Annotated in this window: 10 protein-coding genes; 5 read left to right on the top strand and 5 right to left on the bottom strand. The window is 73.4% G+C overall.

All coding sequences use genetic code 11. From position 1 onward, the window contains the following. Window position 1 precedes the first annotated feature (1 nt). From ACIBCM_RS08330 to ACIBCM_RS08315, 4 genes are all read left to right on the top strand, one after another. Window positions 2-217 (top strand): DUF397 domain-containing protein, encoded by a 216-nt coding sequence (locus ACIBCM_RS08330; protein ID WP_399241282.1) that lies wholly within the window; start codon window positions 2-4, stop codon window positions 215-217. A 169-nt stretch (window positions 218-386) separates the two neighbouring features. After that, window positions 387-731, top strand: a complete 345-nt coding sequence (locus tag ACIBCM_RS08325; RefSeq protein ID WP_399241159.1) for a hypothetical protein — start codon at window positions 387-389, stop codon at window positions 729-731. 300 nt (window positions 732-1,031) lie between these two features. After that, window positions 1,032-3,929, top strand: coding sequence for an ATP-binding protein (locus ACIBCM_RS08320; protein ID WP_399241158.1), 2,898 nt, complete (start codon window positions 1,032-1,034; stop codon window positions 3,927-3,929). Window positions 3,930-3,988: 59 nt separating this feature from the next. Then, the gene (locus ACIBCM_RS08315) at window positions 3,989-4,489 is read left to right on the top strand and encodes a hypothetical protein (RefSeq protein ID WP_399241157.1); all 501 of its coding nucleotides are present in this window, start codon (window positions 3,989-3,991) and stop codon (window positions 4,487-4,489) included. A gap of 233 nt (window positions 4,490-4,722) precedes the next feature. On the opposite strand, the gene ACIBCM_RS08310 is transcribed toward ACIBCM_RS08315, so the two are convergent. The 4 genes from ACIBCM_RS08310 to ACIBCM_RS08295 form a co-directional block, all read right to left on the bottom strand. Beyond that, a complete protein-coding gene (locus ACIBCM_RS08310; RefSeq protein WP_399241156.1) occupies window positions 4,723-6,903 on the bottom strand; it encodes a germacradienol/geosmin synthase in 2,181 nt (726 codons plus the stop codon). Window positions 6,904-7,119: 216 nt separating this feature from the next. Then, entirely contained in the window at window positions 7,120-9,078 is a 1,959-nt protein-coding gene (locus ACIBCM_RS08305) for an N-acetylmuramoyl-L-alanine amidase (protein WP_399241281.1), read from the bottom strand. A 694-nt stretch (window positions 9,079-9,772) separates the two neighbouring features. After that, the gene (locus ACIBCM_RS08300; RefSeq protein WP_399241155.1) at window positions 9,773-11,605 is read right to left on the bottom strand and encodes a PP2C family protein-serine/threonine phosphatase; all 1,833 of its coding nucleotides are present in this window, start codon (window positions 11,603-11,605) and stop codon (window positions 9,773-9,775) included. Window positions 11,606-12,108: 503 nt separating this feature from the next. Continuing rightward, a complete protein-coding gene (locus ACIBCM_RS08295) occupies window positions 12,109-13,233 on the bottom strand; it encodes an aminoglycoside phosphotransferase family protein (protein ID WP_399241154.1) in 1,125 nt (374 codons plus the stop codon). Window positions 13,234-13,463: 230 nt separating this feature from the next. Between ACIBCM_RS08295 and ACIBCM_RS08290 the strand changes: the two genes are divergently transcribed. Continuing rightward, a complete protein-coding gene (locus ACIBCM_RS08290; protein ID WP_399241153.1) occupies window positions 13,464-14,966 on the top strand; it encodes a hypothetical protein in 1,503 nt (500 codons plus the stop codon). 353 nt (window positions 14,967-15,319) lie between these two features. Here the strand turns inward: ACIBCM_RS08290 and ACIBCM_RS08285 are convergent, their stop codons facing one another. Then, window positions 15,320-16,780, bottom strand: coding sequence for a PP2C family protein-serine/threonine phosphatase (locus ACIBCM_RS08285; RefSeq protein ID WP_399241152.1), 1,461 nt, complete (start codon window positions 16,778-16,780; stop codon window positions 15,320-15,322). Window positions 16,781-16,815 lie beyond the last annotated feature (35 nt).

Genomic DNA, 16,815 nt, shown 5'->3' with positions numbered 1-16,815 from the left:
GATGTACTCGGGCTGGGACAAGCCCGAACTCGACCTCAGCAACGCCGACTGGCAGTCCGGCAGTCAGGGAGCGGGAGACGTCCAGATCGCCTTCGTGGAGGGTTTCATAGCCATGCGCAACGGCGGACGGCCCGGGAGCCCGTCGCTGATCTTCACCCCCGCCGAGTGGCGCGCCTTCGTCCTGAACGCGCGCGACGGGGAGTTCGACCTCACCTGAGACCAGCCCGAGGCCCGCCTGAGACCAGGTGTCCGCTGATTTCCCGCCCGGCTGAACACATCGGGAGCGGTTTCCGTACCACTGGGCGCACCCCGGACCCCCGGGGTGCGCAGCGTCCCGACGGGTTCCCGCTCCGACAGGTTCCGTTACGCCAGCGTGAGGATCAGCCATGAACGACGCCGTCCACCCTTCCCTCCAGGCCCTCCCCGACGGTGAGGCCGAACTCCGCCTGGTGGTCCGTCTCTCCTGGGAGGACATCGCGGCCCTCGGCCAGGAGGCGGGGCGGCTGGCCGCGCAGCTGAAGCGTCCCGTCGGCTTCGACGAGGCGGTGAGCCACCGGCTGCGCACCCGCAAGGCCGCCTCGGGCGCCAGGCCCGCCGCCCAGCAGAGCGGCGCATCCTCGTCGGTGTCCTCCCTCGCCGGGCGCACACCCGGTGAGCACGCCCGCCAGGCCGTCGACCGGATCGGCGGATCTCCCTCGCCGGGGACCCAGCCCGCCCAGACCCCGGCCTGAGGACCCCGCCCCGCCGTCCCGACAGTCCCGGCACGGCGCCGGTCCGCCTCCGCGCCCCGCCGGAGTGCGCTGCCGCGCGCCCCCTGCCGGGGACCCCGGACCCCCTCCGGGGCCACGCCGCCCGGGAGTGGTGATCCGGCCCCGCACCCGCAGCCGCACCAACTCCCCTCTCAGCAGCAACCTTTCAGCGCCTCCCGCCAGCGGAGGCCCCCCGGCTGGCGTAATCTGGTACCCCTCAAGGACGTGTGTCCGGCGGCCCCTGCACCGTGCCGGGCGCAAGGCCGGGCGTGGGGGTTGCAGATGACGCGACGTGTCGGCGCGGCGAAGCGGCGGCTGTTCGAGCGGGACGCCGAACTGGCCGCGGCCGAGGAGGCCCTCGACGAGCTGACCGGGATACGCGCGGGCGGTGGCGCCCCCGAGCCCCCGCGCGGATCGCTGCTCGCCTTCGCCGGGCACGCGGGGCTCGGCAAGACGACCCTCCTCACCGAAGTACGCCGGCGCGCCGCCGCGAAGGGCTGCACCGTCCTGTCCGCCCGCGGCGGCGAACAGGAGCAGCAGGTCGCCTTCCACGTCGCGCGCCAGCTGATCCAGCCCCAGCTCGCCGGCTCCTCCGAGGCCGCCCTCCGGCTCCAGCTGGGCAGCTGGTACGCCATCGTCGGCCCCGCCCTCGGACTGTGCGGCGCGGAGGACGGATCCCCGCCCGACCCGCAGGGCCTGCGCGACGGACTGGACTGGGTCCTGACCCATCTCGCCGTACAGCGCGCGCCGCTCGTCCTCGTCCTCGACGACGCCCACTGGGCCGACCCCGAGTCCCTCGGCTGGCTGGCCTCGTTCGCGCCGCGCGCCGAGGAGTTGCCGATGCTGCTCGTCGTCGCGTACCGGCCCGAGGAACTCCCCGCGCACGCCCACCAGTTCCGCCGGCTGCCCGGCCGTGCGGGCCAGCGCCCCATCGACCTCGAACCGCTCACCGCCCGGGGAGTCGGGCGGCTCGCCCGGGACTGGCTCGGCGACGGCGCCGACGACACCTTCGGCCAGGAGTGCTGGGCCGTCACCGCGGGCAACCCGTTCGAGACCATCGAACTCCTCGCGAAGGTACGGGACCGGGGCATCGAACCCACCGAGGCCGGTGCCCCGCTGCTGCGCGACCTCGCCGCGGCGGTCAAGGGCAGCGGCCTCATCGAACGCCTCGAACGGCTCGGCCCCTCCACCGTCCGCTTCGCCTGGGCCGGAGCCGTCCTCGGCACCGAGATCCCGCCCGCGCTCGCCGCCGCCGTCGCCGGACTCGGCACCGAGGAGGCCGCCGACGCCGCCGACCGGCTGCGCGGCGCCCGCATCCTCACCGGCACCCGGACCCTGGAGTTCGTCCACCCGCTGATCGCGACCGCCGTCTACCGCGCCATCCCGGACGCCGTGCGCGTGGCCCTCCACGGCCAGGCGGCCTGGTCCGCCGTCGACGCCGGACTCGGCCCCACCGCGGCCGCCCGCCATCTGCTGGAGACCCACCCCGAGGGCGACCCCTGGGTGGTGCAGCAATTGCGTGAGGCCGCCGGGGAGACGCTTCGGGCCGGAGCCCCCGACGCGGCCCGCCGCTATCTCGCCCGCGCGCTGCGCGAACCACCGGCCGCCGGGGACCGCGCCGCCGTCCTGTACGAACTGGGGTGCTCCTCCCTCCTCACCGAACCCGCCACCACCGTCAACCATCTGCGCGCCGCCCTGGAGGAGCCCATCGCCGACCCGGCCCTGCGCCAGGGCATCGTCTACCGGCTCTCCCAGGTCCTCGCGCACTCCGACCGGCTCGCCGAGGCGTCCGACACCCTCGCCCGTGAGGCCCGGCGCACCACGGAACCGCGCACCCGGCTGCGGATGCTGTCCGAGAAGTTCATGTGGGACGCCTTCCGCGCCGACGAGCCCCAGACGCCCGCACGCTCACGCCGGCTCGCCCGCCTCGCCGACCGGCTCACCGGCCGCGATGTCACCGAGCGGTACATCATCGGGCTCCGCGCCTGGGACGCCACCCTGCGGGGCGAGCCCGCCGCCGTCGCCCTGCACCACGCCGAACGCGCCCTGGCGGGCGGACTGAGCTGGGCCATGGAGGACCGCGGCTTCGAGGTCCCGGCCCTGGTCGCCCTCACCTTCGTATACGCCGACCGCCCCGGCCGCGCCGAGGACCTGTTCGCCGCCGGAACCGCCGAGTTCGAACGGCAGGGCTGGCGCGGCGCGCATCTGTCGTTCGCGTACACCCTCCTCGCCTACATCCGCTACCGGCGGGGACGCCTCATCGAGGCCGAGGACTTCGGCCGGGCCGGGCTGCGCCTCGCCGAACGCGTCGGCCCCCGCACCCCGGCGGAGTGGTACTCGGTCACGACCCTCGTCGAAGTGCTGATCGCCCGGGGACACATCGACGAGGCCGCCCGGGTGGCGCGCGACCACGGGTTCGGCGAGCCCTTCCCGGCCGCCGTGACCTTCCCCGACTCACAGACCGTCCACGGCGAACTGCTGCTGGCCCAGGGCCGGACGAAGGAGGCGGCCGTCGAACTGGCCTCGGTGGGCAGGCGTCTCGACCCCCGGGGCATACGCAACCCCACCTGGTGCCCCTGGCAGCTCCACCTCGCTCTCGCCGAGGCCCGGGAGGCCCCCGAGCGGGCCAGGGCGTACGCCCTCGACGCGGTCGAACGCGCGCGCCGCTTCGCCGCGCCCTCCGGCACCGGACAGGCGCTCCGCGTCGCCGCCGAGGTCTCCTCGGGAGCCGAGCGGACCGCGCTCCTGGAGGAGGCCGTCGCGGAGCTGGAACGCTCACCCGCCGCGTACGAACTCGCCCGGGCCCTCGTCGCCCTCGGAACCCAGCTGCGCACCACCGGCCGGGCGCGGGAGGCCGCCGACCACCTTCAGCGGGGCCTCGAAGCGGCGGTCCGCTGCGGCGCGGACGGTCTCGCGGGCACCGCCCGCGCGGAACTGGCCGCCGAGGGGCTGAACCCCCGGGGGGCCCACGCCGTCGAGACCGACGACCTCACCACCCGGGAGCGCACCGCGGCCGTCCTGACGGCCCAGGGCTGGGACAGGCCGGCCGTGGCCTCCGCGCTCCATATCGACGAACCGTCCGTGACCAGGCTCCTCACGGCCGTCTACCGCAAGGCGGGCACCGACGAGGCGGGCCTCGCCCAGGCCCTGGGCGAGGGGCCCGGGGAGAGCCGGGAGTGAGGAGAGTCTCCCCTCCGCCCCGGGTCGGCCACGCCTGCCCCAACCCGTACCATGGCGGTATGTCGTTCCTCCGCCGTCGCAACGCCGCCACACCCGCGGGCCCGGACTTCGACGTCCTGGCCATGGACCCGGGGGACTGGCCCGGCAACCTCGGCGCGGGGCTGCTCCCCGCCCCCGACGGCAGCTGCCAGGGCGTGTTCCTGCGGTACGACCTCTTCGGCGGCCGGGGTCCCGCGATGATCATCGGCAATCTCCCGGAGGGCTCCCCGGCGCGTGAGCTGGAGGAGGGGCAGATCCCGTTCGAGGTCGCGCAGCTGCTGCTGGCGCTGGAGAACGAGGAGCCCGTCCGCGTCGTCGGCACCGAGGACATTCCGGTCATGCAGGGGGACAACCTCCTCATCGTGCGCCGGCTCAAGCTCTCCGAGAGCCGGATCTCCTGTGTCCAGTTCGACCGCAGCGACGGTGTGCTGGTGACGATCGCCAGCTGGGACCGTCCGATCACCGACGATCTGTACGCACTGCTGAAGCCGCTCCCCGCCGAGCTGTTCCAGCAGGGCTGACCCGGGCCCGGCCGGGAACGACATCCAACCGGCACCGGCACCGGCCCGGACGACCGGTGGGAACCGGGTCCGCCGGGCCCCCGGGCTCCGGGCCCGACCACCGGACCAGCACCGGAGGCATCCGCGCACCCGGCATCCGGACAGAGGCCGGGGATGCGGCACCACGGTGAACCCCCGCGCGCCGGGCCCGGCACGCGGAGTCATGCGACCGTCCGCCGATTCCCCGGCGCGGTTCAGCGCGCCAGGAGGGTCGCGAGCCGCGAGGCCGCCGAGCCCAGCCCCTGCGGGCCGCCCAGCCGGGCCGTCCCGGCGCCCGTGCGCACATCCTCCGCGCCGTAGCGGCGCGCCTTCCGGTGCCAGTTCAGGATCCCCGCGAGCCAGTCCTCCATCTCCCGCACATAGGCGTCGAGCGCGGCCGACTCCGCCGCGTCGAGACCGAAGTCCTCCCGCAGCAGCGGAAGTTCGTGCTCCTTGACATGGCGGAACTGCCGCAGCCGCCCGCGCATCAGATCGTCGACGATCCGGACCGCCGACGGATAGTCGCAGTCGAAGAACTTCTCCACCACCAGCACACCGTTGTGGACCTCGCCCTCGACCTCGATCTCCTTCCGGTACGAGAAGAGGTCGTTGAGCAGACAGGCCCAGTCCTGCGCCGCGTGCTCCAGGCTGACGACGGTGCCGCTCCGCAGCAACTCGGGCGGCAGCTTCTCCTCGTGCCGCAGCCTGGACAGCAGCATGGAGAGGTCCGACCCGAAGGTGCTCCGCCGCATCTCCAGATAGTCGACCGGGTCGGGCACCCGGTGCTGGGCCTGGTTGTGCAGCTCCCACAGCCAGCTGTCCAGCATGACGTCGACCGCGGTGCGCAGTCGCCGCCGTGCGCCCTCCCTCATCGGTCCGGCGGTGCGTACCCACAGATCGGCGAGCGCCCGCTCCATCGGGCTCACCGCCGATGCCGGTGCCGACGCCGGTTCACCGAGCGGCATACAGTCCTTGAGCCGCTCGGTGCACAGCTTCGCTCCGGCCAGATTGCGCGCCCGGCCGAACACCAGCGGGTAGTAGTCGTCGCCGTAGGTGCCCCAGGTCAGCCACTGCGCGCTCAGCTCCAGTTCCTCGCGGGTGGCGTCCGGGTCCAGCCCGGCGGCGCAGAGCGCGAGGTCGAAGCCCCGCAGCATCGGACCGTCCCAGATGTCACCCAGCAGTCCCATCCGGCCGGCCCAGGCGACCGACGAGTCGAGGACGTCCCGGTGGTGCGGGCTGAGCGCCAGCGGGAACGGGAGATCGAACTCCGGCAGCAGCGAGGGACCGTCCGGGCGGCGGGGCACATGGGTGAGGGCGCGCAGCCGGGCCGTGGCCGGACGGCCGAAGAGCCTGCCGATGTCGAGCGCGGAGGTGCCGAGGACACCGGACGGCGCTGTGGTGTCGAGCCCCTCGTTCATATAGCGGCTGGAGCGCATATGCCACTCCTGGCCGCCGGACTGCCAGTCCTGGAGCCCCTTCGCGTACAGCCCGACCGCCGCGCACTCCGCCGGGGTGAGCCCCTTCTCCAGACAGAGCGCGGGGACCTCCGTCAGCGCGGTGTTCTCGAACTGCTGCAACCGTGAGGTCAGCAGATCGTTGACGGCATCGGCCGCCTCCTGGGTCGAGCACCCGAGGAAGGTCTCCAGCACCAGCACACCGTTGCTGAGTTCACCCTCCTCCTCGACCTCGCGCTGGTACGAGAAGAGGTCGTTGCGCAGATGCACGGCGTCGGCGAAGGCGTCCGTGAGCACCCGCAGGGGGCGGGACAGCGCCACCGAGCCAGGCAGTTCGGCCCTCGCCGCGAACTCCACGAGCTGCGCCGACCAGGGCGCGCCGCCCACCTTGCGGCGCATCTCGATGTACTCGACGGGGTTGGCGATCCGCCCCTCGTTGATGTTGGACAGCTCCCAGAGGGACTCATTGAGCAGATTCCGGGTGGACTCGGCGAACCGGGCCCGCCAGCCCGGGCCCATGTGCGGTACGGTCCGCTCCCACAGATCCCTGAGCCCCGCCTCGACCGGGTTCGTCGGCTCCGGCACGTCCTGCCCCAGGTCCATGGGCATGAACAGGGGCAGCCGGTCCAGATACGCCTTGCCGCCCTCGCGGTCCTGGGTGCGCTTGAAGATCTCCAGGAAGTGGTCGTCGAAGAAGAAGACCCACACATACCAGTCCGTCACCAGGGACAGCGTCCGAGCGTCGCAGTCCGGGTGGGTGTAGGAGCACAGCCCGGCGTAGTCGTGCGCCTCGAGGTCGCGCTCCTCCCAGATGCCGGAACCCTCCAGCATGCCCATCCCGCGAGCCCACTCCCGGGTGTGCTCCCGCGCGGTCTCGATATGCGGGTTGAGGCGTGCCGGATGCGGCAGATAGAAGTCGGGCAGGACGAAGGGCTGAGCCATGCGCGGGGGGCCTCTCGGGTCGGTCGGAAAGCTACCGGCCAGGCTCTACCCGTCGCCCGTACGGACCACGCACGCCGCCTATTAGTCACACCATCACAGGAATGAAGGGCAGTGCGCCACCGGACCCCTCGACCAGTGGCGCACGCCGGTCATGCCGCCCGCGCGCACCGTTCGTACGCGTGGCTCCCCGCACAGGTGTGCGCCTTCTCCGCTGCGCTACTCCACGACGCGGACATCCGACGCCTTCACATAGGCGAGCCGGTGCCCGAACTGGATCCCGTAGTACTCCTCCAGGCCGCGCACCACCCGGTGGCGGGAGGTGTCGAAGGCGGGCGCATACAGGAACTCACCGGGGACCCGTCCGCCCGACACATACCGCTGCCCCGCGGGCATCCGGTACGGGAGCGGGGACACCGACTGCACCGGTACGCCCGCCGGATAGGCATCCGCCTCCGGGTAGGCCCGCCCGTACACCGGGATGTCCGCCGCGCCCGGCTTCGGTGTGACGAGAACTCCCCGAGCCCCCACCGCTGTTTCCCGGCCGCGCGGATTGTGGAACCACGCCTTCTGGCCGAGGTACCAGATCGCCGTCCAGGCGCCACGGCGCTCCGCCACCGCGAACTGCTGGCCCGTGGAGGCCCGCGCACCGATGTCGTTGACGTCGGTGGTGGTGTCGTCGCCGTCCGGCCGCAGACCGATGTCCTTGATCAGCGGCGCGTCCTCGGCCGGAGCGGAGTGCAGGCGGACGGCGCCGGAACCGTGCGGTGTACAGGGTTCCCCGGCCTTCACACAGCCCGTGTACACGGGCCGGTGACCCCCGTAGCGGGGGCGGACGGTGACCGCGTCGGCGCGCGGACCGGCGGTCGGGACGAACGGCCGCCCGAGCAGTTCGAAGTAGTGCGCCCAGTCCCAGTACGGCCCGGGGTCGGTGTGCATCCCCCGGATCGACGCCGTGGTCGGGCCGGGCACATTGTCGTGCCCGATGATGTGCCGGCGGTCCAGCGGAACGCCGAAGCGCTTCGCCAGATAGCGCACCAGACGGGCGGACGAGCGGTACATCGCCTCGGTGTACCAGGCGTCGGGCGAGGCCAGAAAGCCCTCGTGCTCCAGGCCGACCGAGCCGGCGTTCACGTACCAGTTCCCGGCGTGCCAGGCCACGTCCTTGAGCGGGACGTGCTGGGCGATATGCCCGTCCGAGGAGCGCAGGGTGTACTGCCACGACACATACGCGGGGTCCTGTACCAGCTGGACGGCGCTGTCCCAGAAGCCCTCGATGTCATGGACGACGATGTACCGCACCGGCAGGGACACCGGCCGGTCCGCCTTGTCGTGGTTGCCGTAGTCGCCGTCGCCGAACTCCTGGTACGGAGCCCCGATCCACTCACACGCGAGGCTGCGGGGGCACTCGGTACGCCGTACGCCCGGCGTTCCCGGCTCCCGGGACCGTCCCGTGGACCGCGCCGGGTGGTCCGCCTGCCGGGGTACCGCTTCCGGATCGGCCGCGAGCGTGACCCGGTCGCCGCCGTCGGTGACCCGGGTGACACCGGCGCGGATCACGGCGAAGACGTCGTCCGCGTACGCCGTCGCGGTGGCCGGGTCACCGGCGCCGGAGAAGCGCGCCACCGCGCCGTACCAGTCGGCCGGATCGTCTGTGGCCGGACGGCCCAGCGCGCGCTGGGCGTCGGCCAGCAGCGCCGCGCCGCCGCGCACACTCGCGGCCGGGCTCTCGTGCAGTACCCCGGCGGGGATGCCGGAGAGCCGCGACGCACGCTCCAGCGTCCGCAGCCCGGGCGGGACGGCGGAGGCCCGGGGCGGGGTTGCGCCGGGGCCGTGCCTCCGCGCCGCGCGGGAATCGTCGCCGCGCAGGTCCCCGGTGGCGTGCGCGCCGTGCGGGTCCGCCGCGCCGGACGCGGGGCGCGGGGCCTCGGCGAGCGCGGTTGCCGCATCGGTGAGATGCATCGGCCCGTAGCCGCCCGTGACACTCGGCGCGCCGCCGTGCGAGTCCCACCGGGACTGGAGGTACGACACACCGAGGAGCACACTCCGCGGCACCCCGTACTCCGCGGCGGCCCGTTCGAAGTCTCCTTGCAGACCGCCCCCGGCGGCAGGGGCGGCGCTCGCGTCCGTGCGCGCGGGCAGAAGGGGCAGCAGTAAGGCGGCCGACGCCACCAGCACCCCTGTCCGCGTCCGCCGGGCGCGGCCGCCCCTCCGTCGTACGGGGGCTGATGCTTGCAAGAGGGCCTCCGGGGGCGGGTGGTGCGTGATGGGCTTGTGGGGTCGGACAGGACTACAGGGGTACCGGTCGCCGGACGGTCCGTCAATCATGCTCCGCCGCACCGGTGGTGCTCATCGCGTCGTCCTGGCGGGTTCCGCCGGGGAAATCAGGGCGGGACCTGCGAACCGTCATTGGTCTAGTCCAATCAACTTGGATGGCGGCGCCCGTTCGGCCAGTCGGCTATGGCGTGAACACGTCACCACGCGCGCCTCCGGCTCTGTGGGGTGCCGGCCGCTCGGGAGCCGGGCCGACGCCTCCCGTCACCTCCGCGGTCCCGTGGGGCGGCACCACCCCGCTGAGGGTCCGCCGGTATCGGCTGTGGCATCCGGCCGTCGGTGCCGAGATGCCGACGGGACACCAGGAGGAGTCCGGCGCGGACCGGGTGACCGGCCCACCGGAACGTCACCCGGCTGCCTGTCGCGTCCCGGCGAACCAGGACCCCCGGCACCCCGCGCATCCGAGGCCCGCCGATACCGTGCTCCGGCGCGGTCGCCGCCGTCGTCGTGGCCCGCGCAGTCACCGCCTCCGGGGCGGCACCCGGCACAAGGCCGCAGGGCGGCGGTACCGGCGAGCCCCGAAGGCCGTCCGGAGGTCTCAGTCGATATGGACGGCCAGCAGGCACGCGTCGTCGTCGTGGGCCGAACGCGTGTACACGGCCGTGAGCCGTTCGAGCGTCTCCTCGGGCGAGCGCCCCGCGTTGGCCGCCAGGCCCCGGCCCAGCCGGGCGATGCCCTCGGTGATCGCCTCACCCCGGCGCTCGACCACCCCGTCCGTGTACAGGAGCAGCAGATCCCCGCGGCGCAGCGGCACCGAAGCCGTCTCGTACGTATAGCCGGACACCGCTCCCAGCATCGGGCCCAGATGATCCGTGTCGAGTACCGACACCTCGCTCCCGCGCCGCACCAGAGGGGGCGGATGACCGGCGCACGCCCAGTTCAGCACCCCGCCGCCGCCGTCGACATAGCCGACGATCATGGTCGCGGTCTCCGCCCTCGGCTCACCGCACACCAGCTCGTTCAGCCAGGTCGTCAGCTCACCGGCCGAGGCCCCCGTCTGGGCGAGCCCGGCGAGCGCGTGGCGCTGCTGGGCCATCCTGGCCACGGCGTCCAGACCGTGGCCGACCGCGTCGCCGATGGCGATCAGCACGCGCCCGTCGGACTGGCGCCGGCATTTGTACCAGTCGCCGCCGACGGCCGCCTCCGCCTCGGCGGGCAGATAGGCCGCGGCCACCGTCAGACCGGCCTCGGCGAGTTCACGGGAGTGGCTCGGCAGCAGCGCTTCCCGCATGACGGAGGCGATACGGCGCTCCGCGGCCGCCGCCTGCCGCAGCCGCTCCGACTCCCGCTGTGTCTGCGCCAGCCGGCGGCGGCTGCGCATCTGGGGCGTGAGATCACGCGCGACCAGATACACGGCCCAGGGGCGCCCCTCGGTGCTCACCACGGGCTTGGCGAGCAGATCCAGGGTGCGCACTTCCCCGTGGACCCGGAAGCGGGTCCGCGTCCACGGGGGTTCCTCTCCCGAGAGAACCGCCGTCACCACCTCGGCGAAGGCGGGCACGTCGTTCGGCAGCACCGTGTCGCACAGCTCGGTGAAGGACCACGGCATGGCCCCGGTGGTACTGAAGATCCGGTGCATGGTCTCCGACCAGGTGATCACCCCGGAGAGCAGATCCCAGTGCCCCCACCCCATCGAGGCGATGTACTGGGCGTCCAGACTGAGGAACTCGGAGCGCCCGTGCGCCGGACGCCAGGTGACGAGCAGTTCGTCCCCGTACGGCGCGGCGTAGTGCAGGAGCGGCGCGCGCAGCAGGAGGCCGTGCCGCTCCTCCGTGTAGTCGACGGTCAGCCCCGTGAGCGGCTCCCCGGTCGTGACCGCGTGTGCCAGGGCCGCGACCAGCCCGGTCGTGCCGTACCCGGGGCGTACCCGCAGAAGACGCTGCCCGACCTGGCGCCCCGCCGGTTCCATCCATTCCGTGGAACGGACCTCATTGCCCGCCCGGATGATGAAGTCGGTGATGGCGCCGCCGGCGTCCCGTACCGGGCTGAGCAGCGCCGCCGAGACCGGAACGGCACGCAGTACGGCGTCCAGGGACGGCTCCCGCCCGTTCCCTTCGCCCTCCCCGTCCGGTACGCGTTCCCCCGTACCCGCCGGCGGCCGGCCGGGCGAGGGCGGCGTGTCGGCCGCCGGGCCGGGCTCCGGGCGGAGGGACGGCGTGTCGGATTCCCCGGGATCCCGGGACTCGCCGGGCGGTGCCGTGGCGCCGGGGGCCGCCCGGGACGGCGGCGCGGCGGCCAGTCTCCGGGCCTGCCGGGCGGCCGCCGCCTCGGCCGCGCGCCGGACGTCCGCCCGCAGGGCGGCGATCTCGTACTCGATGTACGCCTTGAGGCTCGTTGCGTCGCCGGGCAGCTCCGGCTGGGGGAAGCTCACGGGAACGACCTCCCGGGCACCACGTCGGTCCGTCGTAACCGAGCGTAGATTCCGGTTCCCGCCCGCGCGAACGCTCACGGGCCCGGCCGCCGGGCGGGGCTCCCGGGGCGCTGACGCCCGCCACCGGCGGGGCCGGGGCCATGCGGGGAGGCTTTCGCCGCCGCTCTCGACGCGGTCGGTCCGCCGTCCGCCGGGGACACCCCGGCGCGCGTGTGTGCGGGTGCGCCATCCCCATGGGCGCGGCCGAAGGGCAGGCAGCAGTTGTTTATGGTGAGAAACACATGGCCCGCACACGCGGCCGGGCGGGGCACACGCACACGATCCCCGAGCGCCGGTGCTCCGGCGTCCGTGCCCCGCGTGGCTCCCGCCCGCTGCCGGGCCGCCCTGTTGCCCTCCTGCTGCCCCGATGCCCTGCCGCCGCCGTACCGCGGCCCCCGCGACGGGGAGCCGTTGCGGTGATCCCTTCCGCTGATCCGGTCGCCTCCCGCCGGCCGGATCACCGGTCAGCGGGTGCCGACCGCCGCCCGTACGGCCCGCCGGGCCAGCGCGCAGTCGTCGTGCAGCCGCCGCAGCAGCAGCCGCTGCTCCTCCCCGGCCGACAGCCCGCCCGACGAGGCGCTCACGCCACCGCTCACCGGAGCCGCCTCCCGCATGGTGCGCTGCACGGCCGTCTCGTACGTCCGGATCTCCCGTGTCAGCACCAGCATCAGGTTCACCAGGAACGCGTCCCGGGCGGCGGGCCCCTCCCGCTGTGCCAGCTGGCTGATCCACCGTCGCTCCGCCGGGGCGTTGCCGAGCACCGACCAGAGCGTGGCGAGGTCGTAGCCCGGGAGGTACCAGCCCGCGTGCTCCCAGTCGACCAGGACCGGGCCCGTCGGGGAGAGCAGCATGTTGGAGAGCAGCGCGTCGCCGTGGCTGAACTGCCCCACGGTTCCCCGGCCGCCCGCGTACGCCAGTCCGCGCAGCAGCTTCTGCAGATCACCGAGGTCTCGGTCGGTGAACAGCCCCAGCTCGTGGTAGCGCGCGATCCGGGAGGCGTAGTCCAGGGGCGCGTCGAACAGTCCGGCCGGCGGGCGCCAGGAGTTCAGCCGGGTGATGGCGCCGACGACGGCCCTGACATCGGCGCGGGGCGGGGCCTCGGCCGGGTGCCGGGTCAGTGCCGCCGCGCGTCCGGGCATCCGCTCGACCACCAGCGCGCAGTTGTCCGGGTCGGCGGCGATCAGCCGCGGGGCACGGACGGGCGGACGGTGGCGGACGAAGGCACGGTAGACCGCTATTTCGTGGCGGAACCGCTCGACCCACACGGGCGAGTGGTCCAGCAGGCACTTGGCGACGGCCGTGGTGCGCCCGGTCGTCCCCACGAGCAGTACGGAGCGTCCGCTGCGGCGGAGCACCTGCACCGGGTTGAATTCCGGGCAGATCCGGTGCACCGAGGCGACCGCCATCCGCAGTTGCGCGCCCTGGGGGCCGGACAGGTCGATTCTTCCGCTGAGGGGCTGGCCCATCACCGCGACCGGCCGCCGCAATCGACCGGCATGTGTGGGGTCGAGATACGGTCCGGTGCCGGCCGTCACAGCGGAGCGCTGGGGCCGGTGCGGTGCGGACACGGAGGACGATGCTGTGTACATGGGGTGACAGATCCCTTCGTGCGCCGACAGTATGCGTGCGCGCCCCGCCCCGGCGGCCGGCCGCACCCTGGGGAGTACGTCCGGCTGCCGGGCCGGGGTGGCGCGTTCCTACGTCACACCAGCGCGCGGGTGGCACACCATCTGGCGAACCCTGGCGAACCCTGGCGAATAGTCGCCAGGCCGCTGACAGAGCGTTACTGTCAAGTCAGCCGAGAACCTGGGGGCTTGACGTGACCGGAGGACCCAACACCCGCCTGAGTGACCTGTTCGGCCTGGCCGGATGGTCGAAGGGCGAACTCGCGAGGCTGGTGAACCGGCAGGCGGCGGCCATGGGCCATCCGCAGCTGGCGACCGACACCTCACGGGTGCGGCGGTGGATCGACATGGGGGAGACCCCGCGTGACCCCGTACCGCGGGTGCTGGCGGCGCTGTTCACCGAGCGGCTCGGCCGTGTCGTGACCACCGAGGATCTCGGGTTCGTACGGAACGGGAGATCGGGCAGACAGAAGGGCGCGCGTGGCGCAGAGAGCGCCGCGAACCCCGACGGCCTTCCCTGGCCGCCCGACCGGACGGCAGCGGTCCTCACTGAATTCACGGGAATGGACCTCATGCTCAACCGACGCGGCTTGGTGGGCGCGGGCGCCGCGCTCGCCGCAGGCTCCGCACTCAGCAGCACCATGCACGACTGGCTGCACACCGACCCCGCACTCGTCCGGGACACGCCCTTCACCGACACTCCCCTGCACGCCGACCCCGCTGGGTACGACCGCTATGAGGCCGCCCCCATCGGGTCGCAGGAGATCGAGGCGCTGGAGCGTTCCGTCGAAGTGTTCCGTGCCTGGGACGCCGCCCGTGGCGGCGGACTCCAGCGCAAGGCGGTCGTGGGGCAGCTCAACGAGGTGGGCGGCATGCTCGCCTACCGTCACCCCGACCATCTCCAGCGGCGCTTGTGGGGCGTCGCCGCCAACCTCGCCGTACTCGCCGGCTGGATGTCCCACGACGTCGGCCTCGAACCCACAGCCCAGAAGTACTTCGTCATCGCCGCGCACGCGGCCCGTGAGGGCGGGGACCGGCCCCGCGCGGGTGAGGCGCTCTCCCGGGCCGCCCGCCAGATGGTCCATCTGGGCCGCCCGGACGACGCCCTGGATCTGATGAAGCTCGCCAAGTCCGGTTCGGGGGAGCGGACCCTGCCGCGCACCCGGGCCATGCTCTGCACCATCGAGGCATGGGCGCAGGCGTCCAAGGGCCATGGGCAGGCCATGCGCCGCACGCTCGGTGAGGCGGAGGATCTGTTCGTCTCCGACAAGGGAGACGTACCGCCGCCCAGTTGGATGCAGATGTTCGACGAGGCGGATCTGCACGGCATGGAGGCACTGGCGTACCGCACCCTGGCGGAGCACGATCCCTCGGCCGCGAGCATCGCGCAGCGCCACGCCAAGAAGGCGCTGGAACTGCGCGAGGGCGGCCGGCAGCGCTCGAAGATCTTCGACTACATCTCGCTGGCCTCGGCCTGCTTCATCGCCGACGACCCCGAGGAGGCCGACCGCTACGCGCGGCTCGCGCTGATCTCGATGGGGGAGACCTCCTCGCACCGCACCTGGGACAGGCTGCGGGAGATGTATCGGCTGACGGGGCAGTACGCGGGTTACGAGAAGATCGAGGACCTGCGCGAGGAGATCCGGCTGGCCCTGCCCAACAGCCCTTCGAAGAAGGCGAGGGGCGCGGCCATCTAGTGCTGTGGCCGGAAGGGTTTGCCGGTGGCCCGCGGTGTCCGGTGCGGTGCAGCGCAAGGCGGAGGTCCGCAGCTCGTACTCGCCGTACTCGCGCGGTCCGACAACGCGGCTGGGGGTACCTCCGGGCCGCCAGGCCCAGGGGGAGCCGTGCAGGGCGTCGCGGGCCGGTGAACGTTTCCGGTCACAGTACTAGGTTCCCGGGGCCATGAAGGGGCCCGGGTGGGTCCGGGGAGGAACGGGGCGGCAGGAATCAGGGCGGAGAGAGCCCGGATCCCGGCGCTGCGGCGAATTCGGCCCGGGCCCAAGGTGCGGTATCGCGGGTCGCCGGGGACCGGTCAGGTCCCCGGGGGCCCTCAGGAACCGATCCTCGCGACCATCACACAGGCGTCGTCCTCGCGTCCGTCGCCGCCGAACAGCTCCACGACCGTACGGACGGCTTCCTGGGCGTTCCGTACCCGGGCCAGCCGGGGCGCCAGCGCCAGCAGCCGGGCCGTGTCGCCGCCCCCGGCGGCGCCGGTGCGGGTCAGTCCGTCGGTGTGGAGCAGCAGCAGATCGCCGGGGAGCAGCTCCAGTTCGGCCTGCTCGTACTCCGGGCTGGAGGTCGCGCCGAGCAGTACCCCGTCGGGGCGGCTCAGGATCTGCCCCGTCCCGTCGCGGAAGAGCAGCGGGGCGGGGTGGCCCGCCTGTGCCCACGACAGGGTGCGGCTCGCCGGCTCGAACCGGCAGCAGACGGCACTGCCCAGGGCCGGCTGGGTGGAGGACTCCATCAGCTGGTTGAGATGGACCATCAGCCGGGCGGGCTCGACCCCCGCCAGGGCCATACCCCGCAGCGCGCCCAGGAGCATGGCCATCGAGGAGGTGGCCGTCACCCCGTGTCCGGTGAGGTCCCCGACGCTCAGCAGTGAGGCTCCCGAGGCCAGTTGCAGGGCGTCGTACCAGTCGCCGCCGATCAGCGCGCTGTTCGCGGACGGGAAGTAGCGGGCGGCGACATCCAGCGCGGCGCCGTCCAGTTCGGCGGCACCGCCGAGCGGGAACTGGAGCGAGCCCTGCCACGGCGGCAGCACCGCCTCCTGCAGCTCGACCGCGATCCGGTGCTCCGTGCGCTCGAAGTGCTGCCGGCGGTGGAGGGAGTCACGGCTGTCGCGTACGGCCGCCTCACTGCGCCGGAGCGCGCTGACATCCCGGATCACCGCCCACATGGAGGCCGTCGAGCCGTCCGTGTCGAGCACGGGCTCGCCCGTCATATGCACCGTGCGGACCCGGCCGTCGGGCCGGACGAGCCGGAACTCCCCGTCGATGGGCCGTCCGTCGACCAGAGCGCCGGTGACCAGGGCGGTCAGCAGCCCCTGGTCGTCCGGGTGCACCACGGAGGGCAGTTCGTCCAGGGTCATCGGTCCGCTCGCGGGGGAACGCCCGATGATCCGGTACAGCTCCTCGGACCAGTTCACCTCGTCGGTGAGGAGATTCCACTCGGCGCTGCCGACCCGGCTGAGCAGCGATCCGGTGCCGAGCGCGTGGTCGGCCTCGTACGCGATGAGATCGTCGTCGCCCGCCGGGGCGGTCGTCCCGTCGGGCAGGCCGTTCCTCAACTGGTCCAGATGGGCGCCGAGATCGTCGAGCTGATGGACCGCCAGATCGCACAGGGCCCGCTGCCAGCGGGCGCCCGGGTCGTCCTCGTCGACGAGGGTGCCTCTGCGTACGGCGTCCACATCGCCGCGCAGCCGGCGTGTCCGGGTGATCAGCGCGTCGACGGCGTCGGGGCCTCGCTCCGGCGGCTGCGGGACGGGGCGGTCCGCGAACAGATGGGACGGCATGTCGTACTCCGATACAGGCGTGGCCTCGGGCCAGG

Origin of the sequence: Streptomyces sp. NPDC051018, assembly GCF_044456085.1 — a bacterium.
GTDB lineage: Bacteria > Actinomycetota > Actinomycetes > Streptomycetales > Streptomycetaceae > Streptomyces.
The sequence above is the reverse complement of the archived record's forward strand: the minus strand, read 5'-3'. Positions and strand labels throughout refer to the sequence as shown.

Bases quoted from the DNA above. Each gene is read 5' to 3' on its own strand.
- ACIBCM_RS08295 (WP_399241154.1), bottom strand. From the start codon at position 13,233: ATGTACACAGCATCGTCCTCCGTGTCCGCACCGCACCGGCCCCAGCGC.
- ACIBCM_RS08310 (WP_399241156.1), bottom strand. From the start codon at position 6,903: ATGGCTCAGCCCTTCGTCCTGCCCGACTTCTATCTGCCGCATCCGGCA.
- ACIBCM_RS08315 (WP_399241157.1), top strand. From the start codon at position 3,989: ATGTCGTTCCTCCGCCGTCGCAACGCCGCCACACCCGCGGGCCCGGAC.
- ACIBCM_RS08325 (WP_399241159.1), top strand. From the start codon at position 387: ATGAACGACGCCGTCCACCCTTCCCTCCAGGCCCTCCCCGACGGTGAG.
- ACIBCM_RS08330 (WP_399241282.1), top strand. From the start codon at position 2: ATGTACTCGGGCTGGGACAAGCCCGAACTCGACCTCAGCAACGCCGAC.
- ACIBCM_RS08320 (WP_399241158.1), top strand. From the start codon at position 1,032: ATGACGCGACGTGTCGGCGCGGCGAAGCGGCGGCTGTTCGAGCGGGAC.
- ACIBCM_RS08285 (WP_399241152.1), bottom strand. From the start codon at position 16,780: ATGCCGTCCCATCTGTTCGCGGACCGCCCCGTCCCGCAGCCGCCGGAG.